The 21,525-nt window shown below is 53.0% G+C and carries 26 protein-coding genes; 12 read left to right on the top strand and 14 right to left on the bottom strand.

Annotation, left to right across the window (positions count from 1 at the left end; genetic code table 11):
• The first annotated feature begins 24 nt into the window (after positions 1-24).
• The 7 genes from GGI48_RS16930 (at position 25) to nhaA (ending at position 5,283) form a co-directional block, all read left to right on the top strand.
• Positions 25-348: a DUF190 domain-containing protein gene (locus GGI48_RS16930; RefSeq protein WP_179599245.1), complete on the top strand. Its 324-nt coding sequence runs from the start codon at positions 25-27 to the stop codon at positions 346-348.
• Between the two features lie 42 nt (positions 349-390).
• Positions 391-657, top strand: a complete 267-nt coding sequence (locus GGI48_RS16935; RefSeq protein WP_179599247.1) for a hypothetical protein — start codon at positions 391-393, stop codon at positions 655-657.
• Positions 658-757: 100 nt separating this feature from the next.
• Positions 758-1,099, top strand: a complete 342-nt coding sequence (locus GGI48_RS16940) for a hypothetical protein (RefSeq protein ID WP_179599249.1) — start codon at positions 758-760, stop codon at positions 1,097-1,099.
• Positions 1,100-1,172: 73 nt separating this feature from the next.
• A complete protein-coding gene (gene eno / locus GGI48_RS16945) occupies positions 1,173-2,456 on the top strand; it encodes a phosphopyruvate hydratase (protein WP_179599251.1) in 1,284 nt (427 codons plus the stop codon).
• Between the two features lie 356 nt (positions 2,457-2,812).
• Entirely contained in the window at positions 2,813-3,343 is a 531-nt protein-coding gene (gene ppa, locus GGI48_RS16950) for an inorganic diphosphatase (RefSeq protein WP_179599253.1), read from the top strand.
• Between the two features lie 109 nt (positions 3,344-3,452).
• Positions 3,453-3,878 (top strand): EamA family transporter, encoded by a 426-nt coding sequence (locus tag GGI48_RS16955; RefSeq protein ID WP_095142851.1) that lies wholly within the window; start codon positions 3,453-3,455, stop codon positions 3,876-3,878.
• A gap of 202 nt (positions 3,879-4,080) precedes the next feature.
• Entirely contained in the window at positions 4,081-5,283 is a 1,203-nt protein-coding gene (gene nhaA / locus GGI48_RS16960) for a Na+/H+ antiporter NhaA (RefSeq protein WP_179599255.1), read from the top strand.
• Positions 5,284-5,354: 71 nt separating this feature from the next.
• Here nhaA and GGI48_RS16965 read toward each other — a convergent pair whose 3' ends face one another.
• The 3 genes from GGI48_RS16965 to GGI48_RS16975 all read right to left on the bottom strand — a co-directional run bounded on the left by GGI48_RS16965 (position 5,355) and on the right by GGI48_RS16975 (position 8,331).
• The gene (locus tag GGI48_RS16965) at positions 5,355-5,888 is read right to left on the bottom strand and encodes an NUDIX hydrolase (RefSeq protein ID WP_179599257.1); all 534 of its coding nucleotides are present in this window, start codon (positions 5,886-5,888) and stop codon (positions 5,355-5,357) included.
• Between the two features lie 92 nt (positions 5,889-5,980).
• Complete coding sequence (locus GGI48_RS16970) at positions 5,981-6,832, bottom strand: universal stress protein (RefSeq protein WP_179599259.1); 852 nt, start codon at positions 6,830-6,832, stop codon at positions 5,981-5,983.
• A gap of 11 nt (positions 6,833-6,843) precedes the next feature.
• Entirely contained in the window at positions 6,844-8,331 is a 1,488-nt protein-coding gene (locus GGI48_RS16975) for a SulP family inorganic anion transporter (protein WP_179602034.1), read from the bottom strand.
• Positions 8,332-8,866: 535 nt separating this feature from the next.
• Here GGI48_RS16975 and GGI48_RS16980 point away from each other — a divergent pair.
• Positions 8,867-9,418: an arsinothricin resistance N-acetyltransferase ArsN1 family B gene (locus GGI48_RS16980; protein ID WP_179599261.1), complete on the top strand. Its 552-nt coding sequence runs from the start codon at positions 8,867-8,869 to the stop codon at positions 9,416-9,418.
• Between the two features lie 26 nt (positions 9,419-9,444).
• Here the strand turns inward: GGI48_RS16980 and GGI48_RS16985 are convergent, their stop codons facing one another.
• Genes GGI48_RS16985 through GGI48_RS17015 form a run of 7 tightly spaced genes read right to left on the bottom strand, consistent with a single transcriptional unit; the run spans position 9,445 to position 14,321 of the window.
• On the bottom strand, positions 9,445-10,518 hold the full coding sequence (locus GGI48_RS16985) for an ArsO family NAD(P)H-dependent flavin-containing monooxygenase (protein ID WP_179599263.1): 1,074 nt from the start codon (positions 10,516-10,518) through the stop codon (positions 9,445-9,447).
• Between the two features lie 29 nt (positions 10,519-10,547).
• A complete protein-coding gene (gene arsC, locus GGI48_RS16990) occupies positions 10,548-10,970 on the bottom strand; it encodes an arsenate reductase (glutaredoxin) (RefSeq protein WP_179599265.1) in 423 nt (140 codons plus the stop codon).
• Positions 10,971-10,989: 19 nt separating this feature from the next.
• A complete protein-coding gene (arsH, locus tag GGI48_RS16995; protein ID WP_054092739.1) occupies positions 10,990-11,703 on the bottom strand; it encodes an arsenical resistance protein ArsH in 714 nt (237 codons plus the stop codon).
• Positions 11,704-11,750: 47 nt separating this feature from the next.
• On the bottom strand, positions 11,751-12,221 hold the full coding sequence (locus tag GGI48_RS17000) for an arsenate reductase ArsC (RefSeq protein ID WP_003395039.1): 471 nt from the start codon (positions 12,219-12,221) through the stop codon (positions 11,751-11,753).
• 16 nt (positions 12,222-12,237) lie between these two features.
• Positions 12,238-13,521 carry an arsenic transporter gene (locus GGI48_RS17005; RefSeq protein WP_179599267.1) on the bottom strand — a complete coding sequence of 428 codons (1,284 nt, stop codon included), beginning with the start codon at positions 13,519-13,521 and terminating at the stop codon, positions 12,238-12,240.
• A gap of 24 nt (positions 13,522-13,545) precedes the next feature.
• Positions 13,546-13,890, bottom strand: a complete 345-nt coding sequence (locus GGI48_RS17010; protein WP_007247283.1) for a metalloregulator ArsR/SmtB family transcription factor — start codon at positions 13,888-13,890, stop codon at positions 13,546-13,548.
• 8 nt (positions 13,891-13,898) lie between these two features.
• Positions 13,899-14,321, bottom strand: a complete 423-nt coding sequence (locus GGI48_RS17015) for an arsenate reductase ArsC (RefSeq protein WP_076564218.1) — start codon at positions 14,319-14,321, stop codon at positions 13,899-13,901.
• A 129-nt stretch (positions 14,322-14,450) separates the two neighbouring features.
• Between GGI48_RS17015 and arsN2 the strand changes: the two genes are divergently transcribed.
• Positions 14,451-14,939 carry an arsenic resistance N-acetyltransferase ArsN2 gene (gene arsN2 / locus GGI48_RS17020; RefSeq protein ID WP_179599269.1) on the top strand — a complete coding sequence of 163 codons (489 nt, stop codon included), beginning with the start codon at positions 14,451-14,453 and terminating at the stop codon, positions 14,937-14,939.
• 36 nt (positions 14,940-14,975) lie between these two features.
• Here the strand turns inward: arsN2 and GGI48_RS17025 are convergent, their stop codons facing one another.
• Complete coding sequence (locus tag GGI48_RS17025; protein WP_179599271.1) at positions 14,976-15,377, bottom strand: hypothetical protein; 402 nt, start codon at positions 15,375-15,377, stop codon at positions 14,976-14,978.
• A 230-nt stretch (positions 15,378-15,607) separates the two neighbouring features.
• Positions 15,608-15,853: a hypothetical protein gene (locus tag GGI48_RS17030; RefSeq protein ID WP_124527247.1), complete on the bottom strand. Its 246-nt coding sequence runs from the start codon at positions 15,851-15,853 to the stop codon at positions 15,608-15,610.
• Positions 15,854-16,085: 232 nt separating this feature from the next.
• Between GGI48_RS17030 and GGI48_RS17035 the strand changes: the two genes are divergently transcribed.
• The 3 genes from GGI48_RS17035 to GGI48_RS17045 all read left to right on the top strand — a co-directional run bounded on the left by GGI48_RS17035 (position 16,086) and on the right by GGI48_RS17045 (position 18,217).
• Complete coding sequence (locus GGI48_RS17035) at positions 16,086-16,454, top strand: hypothetical protein (protein ID WP_179599272.1); 369 nt, start codon at positions 16,086-16,088, stop codon at positions 16,452-16,454.
• 61 nt (positions 16,455-16,515) lie between these two features.
• Positions 16,516-17,688, top strand: a complete 1,173-nt coding sequence (locus GGI48_RS17040) for a DUF3800 domain-containing protein (protein ID WP_179599274.1) — start codon at positions 16,516-16,518, stop codon at positions 17,686-17,688.
• Complete coding sequence (locus tag GGI48_RS17045) at positions 17,681-18,217, top strand: hypothetical protein (protein ID WP_179599276.1); 537 nt, start codon at positions 17,681-17,683, stop codon at positions 18,215-18,217. The genes GGI48_RS17040 and GGI48_RS17045 overlap by 8 nt, the downstream gene beginning before the upstream one ends.
• 308 nt (positions 18,218-18,525) lie before the next feature.
• On the opposite strand, the gene GGI48_RS17050 is transcribed toward GGI48_RS17045, so the two are convergent.
• Both GGI48_RS17050 and GGI48_RS17055 read right to left on the bottom strand, forming a co-directional pair.
• Complete coding sequence (locus GGI48_RS17050) at positions 18,526-20,322, bottom strand: retron Ec67 family RNA-directed DNA polymerase/endonuclease (protein ID WP_179599278.1); 1,797 nt, start codon at positions 20,320-20,322, stop codon at positions 18,526-18,528.
• Positions 20,323-20,743: 421 nt separating this feature from the next.
• Positions 20,744-21,508, bottom strand: coding sequence for an NAD-dependent deacylase (locus tag GGI48_RS17055; RefSeq protein WP_179599280.1), 765 nt, complete (start codon positions 21,506-21,508; stop codon positions 20,744-20,746).
• Positions 21,509-21,525 lie beyond the last annotated feature (17 nt).

A 21,525-nucleotide genomic window follows, 5' to 3' on the forward strand; every position in this document is an offset into this window, starting at 1 on the left:
CTCGCCACATTAGAGGATGTTGCCATGAATGGCTTTCAACTGACGTTTTTCACTGAACAGAGTACCAACTACCAGCACCTTCCACTGGGGGAGTGGCTGGTCGACTTCGCCAAGCGACAAGGTGTTCTGGGAGCAACGCTGGTGAGCGGTACGGAGGGGCTAGATCATTTGGGACATTTGCATACCGCACATTTCCTCAGCGGTGCCGATCATCCCGTCACGGTGACTATATCCACTGATGAACCTGGGTGCGACAAGTTGCTGGAGGCATTAGCCAAGGAGTCGTTTTCGCTGAGCTATATCAAATTGCCCATCGAGTACGGTCGAGTGGGCCAGGCGAAAAACTAAAAAACACACCTTGTTGGACAACCAATAAAAAGGATAAACGCCATGTACCGAGTTTATAACCTGAGTCCACAGCCAGCTCCTGCTAACTGGGCCCGTGACAACAGGCCGCTCTTCGTAGGACTGATTTTTTGGACACTTTTTCTGGCGGGCATTGCAGGTAGCCAAAAGGTATCGAGCGAGGGTTGGTACATCGTCACCTCGCTCGAGGGTGCATTAGTAACGATGCGCATGCCCAGTGAGAAGTCCTGCAAGGCCGACGTAGCCCACACCTGCCTGCCGGGCTACGAGCTGAGAGCACAGCAAAATTGAGGGTAATGAGCGCGATGTCCATGAGCCCAAAGATGAGACTGCGAAATGAAGCTCAGCGACGTCGGCTCATTAAAACCACTTTAGAAAATCGGGAGACCACATGAGCGCAGTGATGCTGAGCAGCGTATTCGGGCTTGTGATGGGTAAGTTTTTTACAGGATCAGTCTATGAGTTCGCCGTGCTGTTCATCGTAAGCATTGGTGTGTCGTTGCTGACCTTTCATCTGCTCAATCAAAGGCGGGCCAGGTTACAAGCCCAGACTGCGTACTGCTGCTCCGTGATGGTTGCGTCAAACCAAATGCTGGAGCTTTTTCAGATGGCAAAGGGAGGGCAGTTGATGCCCTTGGTGGGAGAGATTCCTGAACTAATTATTGGAGGCTTCTTGGTTCCCGCAATTGCGGTGTCGGCAGTGCAGCTGTTCAGGATACTCAGGGAGAGCTGACGTCCGACATAGAAGCCTCTCAACGGATTCACATGGTTAATGACGTTCCCGAATCGTTCCTTGGAGAAGATCAATGAAAACGCAAATCCAGGCTATTCATGCACGTGAAATTCTCGATTCACGTGGTAACCCTACCGTTGAAGTCGACGTCACCTTGGAGTGCGGAGCCCTGGGCCGGGCTTCAGTACCGTCCGGTGCCTCTACAGGCGCTCACGAAGCAGTTGAGTTGCGTGACCAAGATATACAGCGGTATTCCGGCAAAGGAGTTTTAAAAGCCGTTAGCAATGTAAATACCGAAATACTTGAGTCTTTGAGAGGCCTGGATGCGGCTGACCAGGAACAGATTGATCATCTGATGATTAAGCTGGATGGAACCTCTGATAAATCCAGGCTTGGAGGAAACGCGATCTTGGGCGTGAGCCTCGCCGCTGCCAGAGCGGCGGCTTCTGCGATGAATGTGCCCTTGTTCCAATATCTGGGCGGCGAGAAAGCAGCAAGAATGCCCGTTCCGATGTTCAATATTCTCAATGGCGGTGTTCACGCCAACTGGCAAGGCCCTGATTTTCAGGAATTCATGATTGCACCTACAGGGGCTGGCAGTTTCAAGGAAGCCTTGCGATGGGGCGCTGAGGTGTACCACGAGCTGAAAGCGGTGCTTAAAGACGCCGGCTATTCAACAGCGGTCGGAGATGAGGGCGGCTTTGCGCCGGCACTCAAGAAAAATTCAGACGCCATTGAGCTGATCATTAAGGCAATTGAAAGGGCCGGTTACGCCCCTGGATCTCAGATCGAGATCGCTATCGATCCAGCATCCAGCGGTTTCTATGAAAACGGCCTTTACCACCTACGCTCGGAAGGCCGCAAAGTTGATGCCCAAGAGCTGATTAGCCTCTATTCCTCATGGGTCGATAAGTACCCGATTGCGGTACTGGAAGATGGCCTCTCGGAAGACGATTGGTCGGGTTGGAGGCAATTGAATGCTGCACTGGGTGATCGGATCGAGTTGGTGGGAGATGACCTGTTCGTCACCAACGTCGAACGGATTCAGCGAGGCATCACAGAAAACGTCGCCAATGCCGTACTGATCAAACCCAATCAAATCGGAACCCTGACTGAGACCAAAGCCGCCATCGAAATGGCCTACGGGGCAAATTGGGGAGCGATGGTTTCTCATCGTAGCGGCGAGACTGTGGACAGCTTCATCGCTGATCTGACCGTTGCCATGGGGACTGGCCATCTCAAGACAGGAGCTCCATGCCGGGGTGAGCGCGTTGAGAAATACAATCAGTTTCTGCGAATAGAAGAGCACCTGGGAAGCCGTGCCATCTATGCAGGACATGATGCGTTTGTGCGGTGATATCCACCGATTTGAGGCCCGCCAGTTTGAAGTGAGAGAGACGTAATGACCCCGTCAGAGAAGCTAGTCGACTGGAACAGGAGATGGAGAATCCAGAGCGGCATTGTCATTTGTAGAAAGTGCGCGGCGCAGCAGCCCCAGACATTGAGGCATCAACCGTTCGATCACCGCTTTGGCTGTGGTGAGGTCAATTCTCAATTTTCGCAACCTTGGTCTGACTTGGATGCGATCAGAAAATCATTCGTCCTATAGCCGGTAAATCTGTTGGTTTGGTCAGCGTAAAAATCGAATCACGTATATCCGTTGGCAAAAACGTCAGCGGCATTAGTCTTTCCTAGACGCTTGGAGATATGAGCATGAGCTACGCAGACATCCCTGCTGGTAACGCCATCCCCGATGACTTCTTCACCGTTATCGAGATTCCTGCAAACCACTCGCCGATCAAGTACGAGGTGGACAAGCCGAGTGGACAAATTTTCGTAGACCGCTTCCTCAGCACGCCCATGTTCTATCCGGCCAACTACGGGTTCATTCCAAATACGTTGAGCGATGACGGAGATCCATTGGATGTCCTGGTGATTTGCCCTTACCCGGTATCGCCTGGCGTTGTCATTCGCAGTCGCCCGGTTGGTGTGATGTACATGACTGACGAAGCCGGAGCGGATGCCAAGGTGATCGCAGTGCCTCATGAAAAACTGAATTCTATGTACAGCGACGTGAAAGAGTGCTCAGACCTCCCTGCGTTACTCCTCGCGCAGATCCAGCACTTCTTCGAAAACTACAAGGCGCTGGAGCCGGGTAAGTGGGTGAAGATGGGCCGCTGGGGAAGCGCAGATGAAGCGCGGGAAGAGATTCGCAAGTCGGTAGCGGCGTACGTCCCGAAATAAGTCATCCGCCAGATTGACTGCGTCAGCCAGGAGTAGGTACTGAGGGGCAAGTGATTTGCGATTGGCCTCTCAGTCGCTTGCAACATCAAATTTTCAGGGAAACACACGTATGGAAAAATGGGTGGCTTATGCCTTCATCTCAATGTTTTTTGCCGGGTTTACTTCTGTGATCGCCAAGATGGGACTCGCAGGCATTTCAGCTGAGCTTGGTCTAACCGTTCGCACCCTGTTCGTGTGTGCCTTTGTACTCGTATTCGCGGCCTGGGCTGTTCCGACACAGGAAGTGGCCAACATCACAAGCCGAAATCTGTATTGGCTAGGACTGTCTGGCGTTACCACTGCCTTGTCGTGGATCTTCTACTACAAGGCGCTGAAGGTCGGGGATGTCGCCACGGTGGCACTAATCGATAAAGGTAGCGTGGTCGTTGCCATGCTGCTCGCCGGTCTGGTGCTTCGAGAGGTCATCACGTTGCGCATGATCGCTGGCGCGGGCTTGATCGTGGCAGGGCTGTTGGTCATAGCCAAGAAGCCATGACACGGTTGAACGTCGATCAGCTCGGCGAGGACGGATAAACCTCGTGAGTATAATTTCTCATGGCGCTTGCCAGAGCCATAGTGGGACATGGTTGAGGCTGATCTTAGCCTAGGACAATAACTGTTACAGGCTATTTGCCCAGCCATATCGATAAACCTCGGATGTTAAAATAATCGCTTTAGATCAAAGCGTAAGGACACTGATGACTCACAGTAGAACTCCCGCAGAAACCCCTAGAGCAGCCGCGATCCTGGCTCGCTTCCTATCGTCGGAATCCGCTGGCGGTCTCGTACTGATGGGCGCAGCACTCGCGGCCTTAATTGTGGCCAACTCGCCTCTCTCGCAAGGTTATTTTGCCGCCTTGCACAGTGTCTGGCTGGGCATGTCTGTGGAGCATTGGGTCAATGATGGCCTGATGGCGATCTTCTTCCTGATGGTCGGACTAGAGATCAAAAGAGAGGTTCTGGCCGGCGGGCTCTCCACTTGGGGCCAGCGTGCTTTGCCGGGATTTGGTGCTTTAGGCGGCATGGTTGTGCCTGCGCTAATCTACATCGCAATCAACTGGGGTAACTCTGAGACCTTGAAGGGGTGGGCTATCCCAGCCGCTACCGACATCGCATTCGCACTGGGCGTCTTGTCGCTGCTGGGTAAGCGAGTCCCGACTTCGTTAAAGGTTTTCCTCGCAGCCTTGGCGATCATTGACGACCTGGGCGCTGTGGTCATCATCGCCTTTTTCTACACCACTGGTCTTTCCATGCCGATGTTGCTGGCATCGCTCGCAACCCTGGTCATTTTGATCGCAATGAATCGATTGGGCGTCAGACGATTATTCCCATATTTGCTGGTCGGTGGTGTGCTGTGGTTCTTCGTGCTGCAGTCGGGAGTGCATGCCACCCTTGCGGGTGTTGCCGTTGCACTGTGCGTCCCAATGGGCAAACCTGAAGAGGAGGCCCGGTCTCCACTGCTGTTCCTGGAAGAAAAGCTGCACATGTGGGTAGCGTTCGCTGTGGTGCCGATTTTCGGCTTCGCCAATGCGGGTGTTTCACTGGACGGTATTTCTATGGAGAATCTAGTCGATCCGGTTCCGCTGGGCGTAGCTCTGGGTCTGTTGGTGGGCAAGCAGATTGGCATTTTCCTATTGGCTGCTCTGGCCATTCGTACGGGCTTGGCCAAACTACCGGAAGGCAGCAATTGGGCACAGCTTTACGGCGTTGCGCTCTTGTGTGGCATCGGCTTCACGATGAGCCTGTTCATCGGCAACCTGGCATTTGCTGGATCGGCTCACCTGATTGACGAAGTAAAGGTCGGTGTGTTGATCGGTTCGACCCTGGCTGCAATCGGTGGTGTCCTGATTTTACGGCGCAGCGCTGCTCCTGCCGCTTCGCCCGCCACGATTTCCAGTTAAGCGTAAGGTCGCCGGCCACAGAATATCTCCCTGATTGAAATTCAGTGGCCGGGAGCTACCGAGGTATCCTTTCAACTGCAGATCGGCACCAACAACTCGGACGCGACTTTTTTCAGCATGAAAGTTTCGCGCTGGATGGACTGCCCCATCGATGACTCCTGACGCTGCATCACGGCTTCATTGTGCGTTATGGCCTCATGCAGGTTGATCCAGACAGGCCGCATTCCATTAGCGATTTCGTGACTTTCCATTTTGACTGGCTCTAGCTGGGATGCCACTTCGCACACATAAAAATGCGACGTCATGTGCATTAGGTCATATTCTGGTTTCCAGTATGGCCGGTACTCCTCGATGTAACCGTAGTGCTGGAGCACCCGAATCTCGCGAGCACCAGTCTCTTCCTCAAGCTCACGCTTAAGACCTACGATAATGTCCTCGCCAGCATCAAGGCCGCCCCCAGGAAAGCTAAAGTCGTTATAGCGCTCAGTGAACAGCAACAGGATCTGTTCGTTCCGCAACACGATTCCGCGCGCGGCATGACGACGGAATACTTTCCCTTGTATAGATTTCAGATCCGGGTGAAGGATTTCAGTTATGAGTTGCATGAGGTCTCAACAGGACATGTTCAGATATTCATTAACTAGGATGACCGCAGTGTTTCCAGAGTGTTGGAAACACTGCGGTCAGGCGAGTCAATTCAGCGGAGCAGCAATACCGGCATGGTAGCTGTGCGGAGCATGGTTGTAGTTGTGCTACCGATCAGAAATTGTCTGATGCGCGAGTGGCCGTAGGCCCCCATGACGAGCAGATCAATTCCGTGCTCGGCCTGATACACGTGGAGCGCCGCTTCCACTTCCCCCTTTACGATCTGAGCTTGGACGACAAAGCCAGCACTCATGAGCGTGCTCTGGGCTTTCTCCAACGCTTCTCGGTTGCCTTCCGAGTCAGCGCCAACCATAACGAGATGAATTGGTAGATTTTTGCAGAGCGGGCTGGCGGCAAGCAGCTCAACGGTTTTGTGGGCTGTGGGGCTGCCGTCAAAAGCGAGCATTACTTTTTCTGGCTTTTTATAGCTGCTGCTCGTGATCAAAATTGGACGGTGAATTGTGCGCACGACAGCTTCAATTTGGCTGCCAAGGCTGTGCACTCCACGTGTGCTGTCTTCACCCACTCGTCCAATGACCAAGAGTCGAATATCGTCCTGAAGATCAACCAGGCTTTCTATCAAGTGTCCGTGGCGCTGCTTTAGCTCAGGAAATGCAGCTCCGCAAATGACCGTTCGCTCCCTGGCCTTTTCAAGCATGTGTTGACCTTGCTCCAGAGCAAGCCTGGCGCGCTGGGCATCCAACGTAGCCAGCTCCTCCAGCAGATGCTCTCGACTGCCAAGGCCGATATTACCGCTCAGGTCTGCAGACGCGGGATATTTCTCCTCATCCAATACATGCAGCAAGGTAAGGGGCGCGTTAAGTTGTTGCGACGCCCATGCTGCGTAGTCGCAGACCGCCAATGAGGATTGTGAGTTATCAATGCAGGCCATTACGTGGGTCATTGTCGTTCTCCTTAGTGGCTCATGAGCTTGTCGATGGCATCGGGTTTGTCATGCACGCCGAAGCGGTCGACGATTGTTGCACTGGCTTCATTGAGACCGAGCACTTCAACCTCGGCGCCTTCGCGGCGGAATTTGATAACCACCTTGTCCAGCGCTGCAACCGAAGTGATATCCCAGAAATGGGCTTGGGTCAGGTCGATGGTGACTTTGTTCAGGGCTTCCTTGAAGTCAAAAACGTTGGTGAATTTGTCTGCTGAGCTGAAGAACACTTGGCCCACAACATGGTAAGTGCGATGTGATTCCGTCTCTTCCAGAGTGCTCTTGATATCCAGGTAGTGCCCGACCTTATTGGCAAAGAACAGGGAGGCCAGCAGCACACCTACCAGTACGCCGTATGCAAGGTTGTGAGTGGCCACGACGACCACGACAGTCGCCACCATGACAAGGTTGGTCGACAGCGGATGCTCTTTCAGATTGCGCAAGGAATCCCAGCTGAAGGTGCCGATGGACACCATTATCATCACAGCCACGAGTGCCGCCATGGGGATTTTGGAGAGCCATTCGCCAAGGAACACCACCATCAGCAGCAGAAAAACGCCGGCACACAATGTCGAGAGACGGGTGCGGCCACCAGACTTCACGTTGATGATCGACTGGCCAATCATGGCGCAGCCGGCCATACCACCGAGCATCCCTGCTGCGATATTGGCAACGCCCTGGCCTTTGCACTCCCGGTTTTTGTTACTGGTGGTATCGGTCAGGTCATCGACAATGGTCGCGGTCATCATGGACTCCAGTAGGCCTACAACGGCAAGCGCTGCTGAGTACGGGAAGACGATCCGCAGAGTCTCAAAGTTCAGCGGGACTTCAGGCCACAGGAAAATCGGCAGCGTGTCCGGCAGTTGTCCCATGTCACCTACGGTGCGGATATCCAACCCCAGGTAAATCGCGATAGCGGTCAGTGTCAGGATGCACACCAGCGGCGAAGGGATCAGCTTGCCGATCTTCGGTATATACGGAAACAGGTAGATGATTCCCAGGCCTGCTGCGGTCATGGCGTAGACGTGCCAGGTGACGTTGGTGAGTTCGGGTAGCTGCGCCATGAAAATCAGAATCGCCAGTGCATTCACAAAGCCTGTGACTACTGAGCGCGAGACAAAGCGCATCAATGAGCCAAGCTTCAGGTAACCAGCGAGAATTTGGAGAACTCCACAAAGCAAAGTGGCTGCCAGCAAATATTGAAGCCCATGCTCTTTAACCAGTGTGACCATGAGTAGCGCCATGGCACCGGTTGCCGCTGAGATCATGCCAGGCCGACCGCCGACGAAGGCGATAACGGCGCAGATACAGAAGGAGGCGTAGAGGCCGACTTTGGGGTCGACGCCAGCGATGATAGAGAAGGCAATGGCTTCCGGGATCAACGCCAAGGCGACAACAAGACCCGCGAGCACGTCTCCACGGACGTTGGAAAGCCACGTTTGTTTGAGTGATTGCAGCATCAGAATATCCAAGGCAATGCACCGCACGCACACCAGGCGAATGGCGAGCGCGTCGATACGAATTCAAATTTTGAGGATTATTTGACTGTATGCTTTAGGTGTAAGAACCGGACATACAGCAGTACGCACCGCGAGCGAAACAGGCGGGTGCGAGTATTGCGAGGGGGCGTAGCGCTAAGGCGGCGTAGGCTGCCAGTAGATCGTTTGGAGTACAGTCATTCTGGTGTTCCTGTAGCTCAGGGGGAAGTCAGAGTCGGCAGTATACAGCGAATCCGCCATAGATCGCGACCAGATGTCGAGCACTGTAGATTATCAATCCTTATTAAGCTGAGTTGAGCATGCTTGGCGGCGCGCCTTTGCTCTCCATTCTGTTTTGATAAATCACTGGTTATTTGCGGCAATTACAGTCTCAGGCTCGCTCAAGATCAGCCAGCCTATGACGATCTCAAAGATGGCCAAATCTTCATAATTTTGATCATCCCCAATGGTGATCCAAAGAGGTTAATGTTCAGCTTTTAAATCAGGGACGACCTACATGCCTTTGAAGATTCGTACAGCGGTGCTAGCAGATGCGGCAGCCATCCAGCGCATTTACGCTCCCATCGTTTCGACAACGGCGATCTCGTTCGAAGAGATTCCGCCAAGCGCTGAGGAAATCGCTCAACGAATAGCGACAACGCTTCAAATATATCCCTACCTGGTGGCCGAAGAAGGTGGGGAGATCAAGGGCTACGCCTATGCCAGCCAGCACCGCGCACGTCCGGCCTACCGGTGGGCGGTGGACGTGACAGTGTACATAGCTGAATCGGCTCGCCGACGGGGCGTTGGCCGTGAGCTCTATGAGACTTTGCTTCCGATCCTTGAAAAACAGTGCTTTCGCGCAGCTTACGCCGGAATTGCTCAGCCCAATGAAGGCAGTGTGGGTCTGCACGAGTCGCTGGGATTCGTCCATATCGGCACATATCCGGAGGTTGGCTTCAAGCTTGGGAAATGGCACGACGTCGGTTACTGGCGACTCGGGCTGTGCCAGGCAACTCCTCCACTGGAGCCTATTCTCTTCCCTGAGCTTGAAGTCACATCACAGTAGGCGCACTCGTTTTGCGTCGCGAGCGATCAGGCTTCGCTTGTGAGATCGCTTTGGACTTGGTTGACTACATCTCGAGCGGTGCGGGTCACTCCGATCAATGTAGCGGAGGCTAGCCCCGTCCAATCGCCGTAGCCCACCAGCCACAGATTAGGTGAAGCAACACTCCGGTTTTCATTCACGGCGACTTTACCGTCATCGTCAACGATCCCCAGGTTGGCCAGGTGGTTGAGCGCTGGAGAAAATCCAGTACACCAAATGACGGCATCGATCTTTGTCTCAGCCCCCGATGGCCACACAACACCTGTTGAGGTGAAGTGCGTAAATGGCCGCACCGTGTTCAGCACGCCGCGTGCGCGAGCTTCCTTTACCGGTGGCACCATCACAATGTCTCCCAGCCCTCCAACGGGCTGTTGAGGCTCCATCCCTTCTTGTTGCGCCTTCAATCTAGCAGTGGCCCGCTCGAACAGGACGCGGCCATCGACCTCATCTGGAAGATACTTTGGCGCTTGCTGAGTCACCCAAGTTGCGTGAGCCACCTTCGAAACTTCGGCGTAAATCTGGGCACCCGAGTTACCGCCGCCGACGACCAGCACTGCCTTCCCCTCGAACTCACTCGGCCCAACGTATTGAGCGGAATGGATTTGCTGCCCCTCGAAAAGCTCCTTCCCTGGATAGGTGGGAATAACCGGACTGCTCCACGTGCCTGTTGCACTGATGACCGCTTTGGCATCCCAGAAAGCATCCCCGGAAAAAACGCGCAACCCGCCTTCGATGTTCTCGACATGGGTCACCCGCGTGGAGCGGATGATGGGGAAGTCATATCGGCGTTCGTACTGAGTCAGATAGTCGACAACATCGTCCCGCCCAGGAGTCCCCTCGGGTACTGCTGGCATAGGCCAGCCGGCAATTGAGCTCCAAGCAGACGGCGAGAATAGTCGGAGAGAATCCCACCCATGCCGCCAGGCCCCTCCAGGTGCTGACTCGGCGTCGAGTAATACGTAGGAAAGGCCTGTACGCCTCAAAAAATAGGCTACGGTGAGCGCGGATTGGCCACCGCCAATGACCACTACATCAAATTTCGAGTTTTGATTCACCATCATCTCTCCAGGCCCATCTGCTTTACATCGGTTTAAACCCTGCGGCCATTCTCATCAATGACGACTTGTCCGTCTTCTTTGACGAAGCTGCCGCGCTGCTCCTGCGGCAGAAGGTCGAGGACTGCCTCTGACGGACGACACAAGCGTGTGCCCAAAGGTGTCACGACGATGGGGCGATTGATCAGGATGGGATGAGTGATCATGGCATCGATGAGCTGGTCATCAGTCAGTGACGTATCGCCGAGTTCTAGCTCCTCGTAGGGAGTGCCTTTAATACGAAGCAGGGCCCGCACCTCAATACCCATTTCCTTGATCAACCTGACAAGCGTGGTGCGGTCAGGTGGGGTCTGTAGGTACTCAATAACAGTCGGCTCTTCTCCGCTGTTGCGGATCAGCTCCAAGGTGTTGCGAGAGGTGCCACATTGCGGGTTGTGATAGATCGTGATCTGACTCATACCGTTTCCTCGCGGTGAGTTAAATGGAGCGCTGGTTGACGCGCTTGGACAGCTCTTCAGCTGACTCTTTACGCTCGGAGTAGCGATCAACCAAGTAGTCCTGGCGACCCCGCAACAGCAGCGTGAACTTCATCAGCTCTTCCATCACGTCCACCAGTCGGTCGTAGTACGAGGACGGTTTCATACGGCCTGCCTCGTCGAACTCGGTGAACGCCTTGGCCACCGAAGATTGATTTGGGATGGTGAACATCCGCATCCATCGGCCCAGTACGCGCAGCTGATTGACCACGTTGAAAGATTGCGAGCCACCGCAGACTTGCATCACTGCAAGCGTCTTCCCTTGCGTAGGTCGTACAGCACCTATCGCCAGCGGAACCCAGTCGATCTGGGCCTTGAATACTGCGCTCATGGAGCCGTGCCGCTCAGGCGAACACCACACCTGTCCTTCAGACCATTGCATGAGTTCGCGCAATTCCGCGACTTTGGGATGTGTATCCGGAGCATCATCCGGCAGCGGCAAACCCGAGGGATCGAAGATTTTGGTTTCGGCGCCAAACTCCTCCAACAAGCGGGCTGCTTCCTGAGTCACCAACCGGCTGAAAGAGCGCTCTCGCGTCGATCCATACAGAAGCAAGATTCGAGGCTTATGGAGTGACGGTGTACGCGGCTCCAGTTGCTCCAACGACGGAATGTCGATCAGGTCGGCGTGTACGTTCGGCAATGTATCTTGCATAAAAACTCCTACGGCGGCGCCAGGTTGGGCACCGCCTCGGTTGATCTTTAAAGCGAACCGATGCGATTCAGTTCAGCTTTCAACTGTTCAGCGCTGATGGTCTTCAGTGGCAGCGCAAGAAATGCGCTCACGCGCTCGTGAATTTTGGCGAGTGTGGTTTCAAACGCTGCGGTGATCTCGGCTTCCGACCCGCTAGCGTCAGACGGGTCGGCCAGACCCCAATGCGCCTTCAAAGCTGGCCCAAAGAAGATTGGGCATGCCTCACCCGCTGCCCGGTCACAGACAGTGATCACGATGTCTGGAGGCGAACCTTCAAAAGCATCCGAAGCCTTGCTGCTCAAGCCCGCAGTGGAGATACCCGCCGCCTCCAGCGTTTGCAATGCCCGTTGATTCACCCGGCCACTGGGAAAGCTTCCTGAGCTGACGGCTTCTACACCCTCGGGCGCCAAGTGGTTGAAAAGCGCCTCGGACAGAATGCTGCGGCAGCTGTTGTGGGTGCACATGAACAAGACTTTCATCAGACGATTCCTTGATTCAGAAACTGAGGCGCAGTGCCAGGGCGGACAATGTGGTGACGAGGATAGGCAAGGTCAGCACGATCCCGGTCTTGAAGTAGTAACCCCAGCTGATCGTTATGCTTTTCCGTGCGAGCACGTGCAGCCACAACAGAGTTGCCAAGCTCCCAATTGGGGTGATCTTCGGGCCCAAGTCGCAGCCGATGATGTTGGCGTAAATCATCGCTTGCTGGACTACACCATCGACTTCGGCGGCATGAATGGATAAGGCGCCTACCAGAACGGTGGGCATGTTGTTCATGATCGAAGACAGCAACGCTGTTAGCAGTCCTGTACCTAGGGACGCGCCCCAAACGCCATAACCGGCGAACACGTTCAGGATCTGCGCGATGTGGTCGGTCAGGCCGGCGTTCTTCAGGCCATAAACAACCAGATACATACCCAAAGAAAAAATCACCACCTGCCATGGCGCCTCTTTGAGCACTTTGCTTGTGTTGATGGCGTGACCACGAGCCGCGATGACGTAAAGAATGAATGCACAGACCGCTGCAATGGCGCTGATTGGCACCCCCAATGGCTCAATGACAAAGAAGCCGATCAGGAGTAGTGCCAACACCCACCAGCCGGCTAAAAAAGTGGCCCGGTCGTGGATTGCCTCGTCCGGATTGTCCAGTTGGTTGAGGTCATAGGTCTTTGGTAAGTCTTTGCGGAAAAACCACAGCAGCATGGCTAATGTCGCCGCCACGCTGACGATGTTTACCGGCACCATGATCGAAGCATATTCGTTGAAGCCGATATCGAAATAGTCGGCAGAAACGATGTTGACCAGGTTGGAAACCACCAGCGGTAAGCTCGCCGTATCGGCGATAAAACCGGCTGCCATAACGAATGCCAACGTAGCAGCAGGCGAAAAACGCAACGCCAGCAACATCGCGATCACAATGGGTGTGAGGATCAATGCTGCTCCGTCATTGGCGAACAGGGCCGACACCGCTGCGCCCAGCAGGACGATAAATGCGAACAGCTTGCGGGTGCTCCCGCCTCCCCACCGGGCCACATGCAGCGCAGCCCATTTGAAAAAGCCTGCCTCATCAAGCAGCAGACTAATGATGATGACCGCGATGAAAGTCCCAGTGGCATTCCAGACGATGCGCCAAACCTCGGGTATGTCTGCGAGGGTAACGACGCCTGCCAGCAACGCCACGATGGCACCGAACATCGCACTCCAGCCCACCCCAAGCCCCTTGGGCTGCCAGATGACAAGGACGATGGTGGCGATAAAGATCAATACTGCAATCAGCATTTCATTAATCCGGTTGGGCGTGAATCAGCTACACACGGCTTGGTTGATCGGACGGTCGTTCATGCCGCAGAGGCGCTTAGCCTCGGTTTCCAGCCATTGCTGATTGGCGTCTACCACTTCCTTCAAAACTGCAGTCACCCACGTGGGCAAATCAGGATTCAGCCGGTAGTACACCCATTGGCCTTGGCGACGATCCAACAGCAAACCGGCAGAGCGCAGCAGCGCCAAATGGCGAGAAATCTTTGGCTGACTCAGGTCGAGTGCTGCCGTTAGCTCGCAAACACACAGCTCACCTTCACTCACGACAAGCAGCGAAATTTTTGCTCGGGTGTCATCCGCCAGGCACTTGAATAAGGTGGTGGGGTTCATGGGTTCTGTCACAGATCCTCCAGGTGTTTGGTCTTGACCAAAACGAAGAGCTTGATGCGCTCGTGGATGTCGTGGAGCGTATGGCGAAATGCGCCAGGATCATCGCTGGTTACTGGGTCAGGAAAATCCCAGGCAATGACTTCACCTGCACTGGGCATTGGTAGGCACTCGCTTGCGGATTTATCACAAAGAGTAATTACGTAATCGAATCGATCAGCTTGAAACTCGCTGATGGACTTGCTGCGCAGGCCCGTTGCATCGACTCCAACTGCCTCCAATGCCTGAATCGTGCGCGGATCAACCTCAGACGGTTCGGAACCGGCGCTGAAGGCCTCGAAGCTCGGGTCAGTGTGCCGCAGTAAAGCCTCCGCAAGCAGGGAGCGGACTGAGTTGGCAACGCACACGAAAAGCACTTTGATAGCAGGGCTCATGGTTGAACTCGATGCATATGGAAAATCGAATATACGATTTTTCGAATATTCGGTAAAGCGAATATGATGACTGCTGCTTCGGCTTGAGCGGTGACGGCCCATACAAAGCGGCACAAAGGAGATAAAGGGATGAGCAAGGAGATGAGGATCCAGGCAAAGGAAATAGCCGGAGGACAGTGGCAGCGCTTTCGCGATGCGCTGAAATCTGCTGACCTTCCAGCAGACGATATTGATCTTCCAGGCCGAACCTTTTTTGAGTTCACCATGGACGGAAAGAGTGTCGGATGGGGTGGGTTTGAAACATATGGAGCAGATGGATTGCTGCGCTCCATGGTCGTAGAGCCGGCATACAGATCGAAAGGGGTCGGTGTCGCGGTGCTTCGGGTCATTGAAGCGATAGCCGTCGAGCAGGGAATCGCTCGATTTCATTTGCTGACAACAACTGCGTCAGGCTTTTTTGAGCAGCAGGGCTATGCAGTAAATCAACGAGGTTCTGCGCCGCCTCTGGTTTCTCAGACAGAGCAGTTCAGAGGGCTTTGCCCTGGCTCGGCTTGCTATATGTGTAAGGATTTACATTCGAACGGGCTGACAACGCTGTCTGAAGAACCGCTGGCTTGATAATCAAGCACAGCGGATTCCGGGGGGGAAAGGAAATCATCGCAAATACCCTCGCCCTTTCACCAAAAGCAGGGTACGAACCCACAGCCTCTTCCATGCAGGCGTATCGTAGGCAAATCCGAGGCAGGGCCTAGTTTGAGTAACAGTTCTTGCGAATGCACCGATGGGAGTGTCGCGCCGAATGTAGCCAATTTCGAAGAAGTCGCTGCGCTTCTCAAGATTGCTGCCGCCACGGGTGTACACATGACTGTCTTGAAAATCGTGCAGCTCCTGCTCCATAGGAATTGAGGAAAACTTGAAGTTTGGATCGATAAATCCGTAATCCGCGAGATAGATCGGGTGATCACTATGACTCACAACATGAATCATCGTTTCTCTGATGATCTCAGGGCGTACCGTTCCTGTGCCGACAGAGTAATGGTCGCGCTTACCACGCATTTGCAGTCAGAGGCTCCAGACGCCGGTGCAAGCCGCAACCACGGCGCCAACTAGCGTGATCTGCTTCGTCAAAGATTCGACGTCCATGTTCCCCCTAGCGCGTTTTAGATGGTGACGTGGGTTCGGTTCCGCTGTCCTTCCAGTAACGCTTAGATTACTGCTAACGGCGCGAGATCAGCATGGGAGTTGCGTGCTTCATAGAATGCCGAATGGATGCTAGGAGGTTGCATCTATTTTGCAGTGGCACTGTGCTCGCCCGGCGGCCTTGCATCTAGCACATACATCGGATCTGTTTGAGCTCCAGGCAGAATGGATGCCCAAGCTTCGTATGCTTGCTTGTGGCGGATTAAAGCTTCGTCCCAACCGCTCCCCGTCACTTCGCGAGAGACAACGAGCATCATTAGATGATTAGTGGTTGCATCTAAATCGATCAGGAGGTGATGAGCGTTAAATCGAAAATCATCGGTAGAAGGCATGACGTCACACGTTAATTGTGGGAGTGGTAAGGGAGCACGGGCACTTTCCATGTGACATCACTCTGACACTGCACAGTACCATCAGTGCGCCCTTCCAGACGACCGGTTGATGACGTTGAAGCCCACCTAGCCAATCTGAGTCGCGATGGGGGAGTGCTTGATGGTTTACCTGTTGATGGCTTTTAGCCTCGATGCCAGCTAGATTTGGAGCTTTCTACGATCAAGGAAGGATATGAAAAAGCTCATCGCAGTAATGGGAATCTGTGTCGCACTTGGCGGTTGCGCTACGTCCCACTACACCGCAGGACGAGACTTTCCGTCGGCCAGTGTAGCGAGTATCACCAAAGGCAAAACCACGACTGCTGAGTTGAAGTCGCTATTTGGTGAGCCCTACGCTAAGAGCGCAGTCAGCGAGACCGACGAGAAGTGGATCTATACCTACACCAATGGCTCAGCCCATGCCCAGAGCTACGTGGTCACCATGAAGGTGACGACTACGGGCACTCAGAAAACGCTTGACGTTTTGATCCGTAATGACGTGGTCATCAACTACACGTTCAGCGAAGGCCCCGCTCCAGGCAGTACAACTGCGACGAACTAAGTTCGCCACCTTGCCATTGGGCGACCCCCTGCGCTCAGCACGTTGTTGATGGAGCAAGCTCATGGACAGAACCTATGCCTTCGTGGATGAGTCCGGGAATTCCGACCTTGATACGTCAAAGGGAGGAAGCTCGGACTTCTTCATCGTGTGCTCCATTCTGGTGGCAGAGAAAGACCTGGAAGCTGCTTATGCCCAAGCTGAAGCACTCCGCATGCGCCATTTTCAAACGGGCGAGATCAAATCCAGCAATCTGAAGCCCAAGGATTCAGATCGTCGCGCCCGGATCCTAAACGAGCTAGCCGAGCTGCCATTCAAGCTCTATTTCACCGTCCTTGATAAGTCCCGAATTCACAAAGACGGTGGCCTCCGTATCAAGACCTCGTTCATAAAATACGTGAACGGGTTGCTCTATGAACGTTTGTTCCGCGCATACCCTGACCTCCAGATGATCGTAGACGAGCATGGTGGCCAGGAATTTCAGGAGAGTCTCAAAAGCTACGTTGCAGAACGATTCGTGGACGACCTATTTGGCGATAAGGATGCGTTCCAGACGATGGCCAGTAAGGACAACGTTTTGGTTCAGGTTGCAGATTTTTTTGCTGGCTCAGTCGCTCAGATCTACGAAGAGAAAGCATCGGAAGAAGCAGTTCTTGCCTACAAGAAAATCCTTCGCAGCCTGACTCTTGGAATGCTTGAGTGGCCATCCAAATACCAGCCTCTACTGCCGCCCCCGACGGATGAATCTGGGTATGCAGACTACCAGGTACACCAAGAAGCTGTCCGCCAGGCAAACCTTTTTAGCGAACGCGTTGATGAGCACCCTGATGAGGATGAGCGCCTGCAGCTAAGCATCTTGCGGTTCTTGAGATTCCAAAGCGAATTCGTCACCAAAGACTACGTGCCAACCGCAGAAATAGTCGCCCACCTAAAAGATAGCGGCTTCGGTGACGTCAACGACCAGAGAATCCGCTCCAGCGGCATTGCCAAGCTGCGCGATTCCGACGTGATCATTACAAGTGCGGCGAAGGGCTACAAAATTCCCCAGACGCGTGCGGACATCAATGAGTTTCTTGAAAAAGCGTCAGGCATTGTTGTTCCACTACTGGAGCGCGTCAAAAAGGCTCGAGAGGTGTATAGGCTGAGTAGTCGAGGAAAATATGACATCGTGACTGCAGCCAACCTGACTGAGCTTGCCAAGCTGCTCACTGCGCTCGAGGCGTTTGCAGATGACTGAACTCAGTCATGGCAACGTACCTCAGCAGGCTGCATTGATCCAGGATGAAATCCTAGAGATCTTGAAAGAGGCCAAGGTGCTCGCGCGTAGATTCTATCGCCTGACCGGCAAGCCGCTGGGCGTGACAGGCGAGATCGCAGAGTACGAAGCTGCTACTAGACTCGGCCTGTTACTACATCCTGCAAGGCAGGCAGGTTACGACGTTACAGAGAAGCTGGAAGATGGCGTCGCGAGAATCCAGATCAAGGGGCGATGTATCCTGAACCCGCAAAAGATTACGGGCCGAATGGGTGCAATTGATCTACGACAACCCTTCGATACAGTGCTCTTGGTGCTGCTTGATTCTGAGTTCAACGCATTTGCAATGTACGAAGCGAGTCGTGCCAAGGTAGAGGCGGCACTGACCCTACCTGGCTCGAAAGCCAGAAATGAACGGGGAGCGCTGGGGATTAGGCAATTCATGTCGATAGCTACCTTACGCTGGTCTCGCCATGAGGCCAGCGAATCAGAGAATCTACTTCCCTCCTAGAATCGAGCGCTATTGGTACGTCGTTCTGAGATACATATTTAATGTCCCCAATAAGGCACATTAGCCATCATTCTTGGGCTTAATGGCCCTACTTGGGTACATTACGCTGAGCAAAAGAATGCAGCGACCAATGACAATTGCTGCTGCACGGGCACGAAAGCGTCATTTGATATCGCGCCCTAGATCAGAGATTTGACGCTGAATGCTCCACGCTAACTGATGGTCTGGGCGATTGAAGCCCTGAAATGCGAGAACTAGACCTCAACACATACCGCACATACGGCACCTTTCAGGATGAATTCTGTTAACTAAGGCTTAGCTGGCTTCGGCGGCAAATTTTGCTCAATCACGGACTTTTCTACGTGATACCCCTCAATCACCTCACTTATCGATCTAAGAATAGGCGCAAACCTTTTAAATTCAATGTTAGGGCGGTCAGCCTTCACGATTCTTTGTGCGAAAGTGTTTTTGTTATACGTATTCTTCGAAGGGGATTTGCTCAAAATCTCAAAGGTTTTGTTATCCCAAACGGCTTTCAGTACGTTAGCTGGAAAAAAATCCTCCATCATTGTTGGTTGGCCATCTTTTCTCAATGGGGTCAGAACCACAGATAGGTTTTGAGCAATATAGTAAGTGGTTTTAGTCTTGTCTAAGATTGCCCCCTTCCCATTAGGGATAGAGTAACGATTCCCGGTGACATCTTTGATCGCTTTGAATATTGGATCGGAACCGCTGTCATTATCTACAACTATAATGGTTGGATTCAAAGGAGGGTGCGCTTTGTATTTGCCACAGTTTTTTGCATACGTACGGATAAATGCAGCGAGGTCAGCCGAGCCTCCATTCAGGTCTAGCACCCTATGGGTCAGCTCCGAATAGTTAATGAAACGGACTTTTAAAGCTGGCTTCCCATCTTTGTTAAGTTTGCAAAGTTGCGGAAATTTATCAATCAGAGACTTCATGGCGCATGTAAGATAGATGTTGTCTGTTTTACCTTCGCACATAATCGTCGGTAGAGGCGAGGCGTAGAAGTTTTTGTAAAACAAAAAGTCGCCATGAATCATTTCAAGACTGGTCTTTTTAAATGATTCTATTTTTATGCTGCTATTTTCAACAATTTTCTTACGATTAAAATTATTAACCATGTATATAAAGCTAAACAACCCATCAAGCGATGCTAGTTGGGTATAGTCTTTAACTTCCAGTGCTTTCGCTTTCTCAGCTCCTGTCGCTTCGCCCTTGATTAAATAATGGCCTTTGTTAAATAGGTGGAAAGCCATGGCTCTAGCAGTTCGTCGAACCTCCGCAGGAGTATTCGTTATCTGGTTCACGACAAGGCCCGTCACCGATTGCCTATTGGTTCTGTACTGCATGCGAGTTTTGTCGTGATTTAGCTCAAATCCGCTTTTTTGTATTACTTTTGTAAGCGCTGGGCCTGCCGCCCAAGAATTATCGTTCTCGTCAGATAAGGCAATCTCTTTAGGAAACGTCTTCTTGTTGGTTGAGAACGTCAAGTCATCCGCATAGCGAGAGTATGAACAACCATTTCTCTTGGCTAACTGGACGAGCCTTAAATCTAAAAGGTGACCAATGAGATTAGAGACGACTGGTGAGGTAGGGCTACCTTGGGGAAGTTTGTTGTCATGGCACATGATCTGTGCCATGACAGTTGCCACATTAGGGTTGAGCTTGAAATCATTGTTGCTGATTAAGTAGCCGCGAACTCTGCCCATATGAATAGAGTCGAAAAAACCCTTAAGATCTACGTTAAATACGTATCTTCTTTTTTTATGAGTTTCCGCATTTGTAATAATGGAGTGACCTTGTTTAAAACCGTGAGAAATTGCCCCGCGAGCTAGACTTGAATTCTCGATGGTGGCTAAGCATTCATCCAAGAGAATTTTTACTCGGCGCTGAAGGGCTTTTAACTCATCACAAGGCGCACAGATTTGGCGTGTTGAACCATTGCTTTTAGGGATTGAGAACTGTGTGTATTTCGCAGGTCTCTTGTACACTAGGTAGGATAAAGCACTTGGAGTGTAGTTAAGGATGGCAGCCAGGTCATGAAGAGAGGTGGCTTTCCGAAGCTGATGTAATTCCGACATGCAGCATCCTTGTTTGAGAGCGGAAGCTTACAGGCACTCATATGCGTCCCGGCAGGGTATTCCGAAGCGCCAAGTTGTGAGTCGCGTAGAAGCAATCTCCGACACGATGGTTTCAAATGCCGCGAAACGCGGCAAAAAATCTGCCTGTAAGCTTCACAGTAAAAGTATTGTGCTGCCATATTGCCATTGTCAATAGCTACCTGCCTTACCAGCGGTGCACATCCGTCCGGCATAAATTGACTGGTTGAGTCTTGGAAAGGATAGCTACGCAAGCGAAGCGCGCCGGCCCACGACGGGCCAAAGGCTTGAGGATGAAAGCCCGGAGGGCCAAAACCTGGCTCAGTCAGGGTTTGGTTCACGCCAGCCGCCCCCCAAAGGGGGCAAGCCCAAAGCAGAAGTAATGTGAATCTACCTCTGACCACTAGGCAGGAAGGTCGCCGAAGCTCTCGCGTAGTAGCTTTTGCATCATTACCGAGGCAGCGCCTTCAAGAAAGTGCTCCTGACAGCTGATATCGAACCGCACGGGATTAATGTGAACGACAGTCGCCCCGTGACCTAAAGCGCGTAGCGGAAGCTCAGCTGCGGGGTAAACGATGCCGGACGTTCCAATCGACAGGAACATATCGCACTCCTCTGCAGCTGCGAGCCCTGCACTCCATGCATCCTCGGGCAGCATCTCACCGAACCAAACAACGCCTGGCCGAACATATCCGTTACATGCGGTGCATCGTGGCGGCTCAATCCGACGTCCATTCTCAGGCAAAGCGTCAGTCGTGAGGGGCAAGGTATGCGCGATCCCGCAATCGATGCACTTGGGAGAGTGCAGGCTGCCATGCAGATGAATCACATCCTGGTTGCCGGCTCGCTCATGAAGGTCATCAACGTTTTGGGTGACCACAGTTAGCTTGGGTACATGGCTGGCGAGCTCAGCGATAGCGATATGCGCACCGTTCGGCTGCGCATGGATGACCTTGTTTCGACGCCATTCATACCATCCCCAACACAGGCTCGGGTCTGCTCGAAAGGCTTCGGGAGTCGCAAGTTGTGCAGGATCAAAACGCTCCCAGAGACCAACCAGCGCATCTCTGAAAGTTGGGATGCCGCTCTCAACTGATACACCAGCGCCAGTGAAGACCACGACGTGCTTAGCTTCCTGCAATCGCTGAGTCACGGTATCAGTGGCCATGAATATATTCCTCGGGA

Origin of the sequence: Pseudomonas protegens (assembly GCF_013407925.2) — a bacterium.
Lineage (GTDB): Bacteria > Pseudomonadota > Gammaproteobacteria > Pseudomonadales > Pseudomonadaceae > Aquipseudomonas > Aquipseudomonas fluorescens_AP.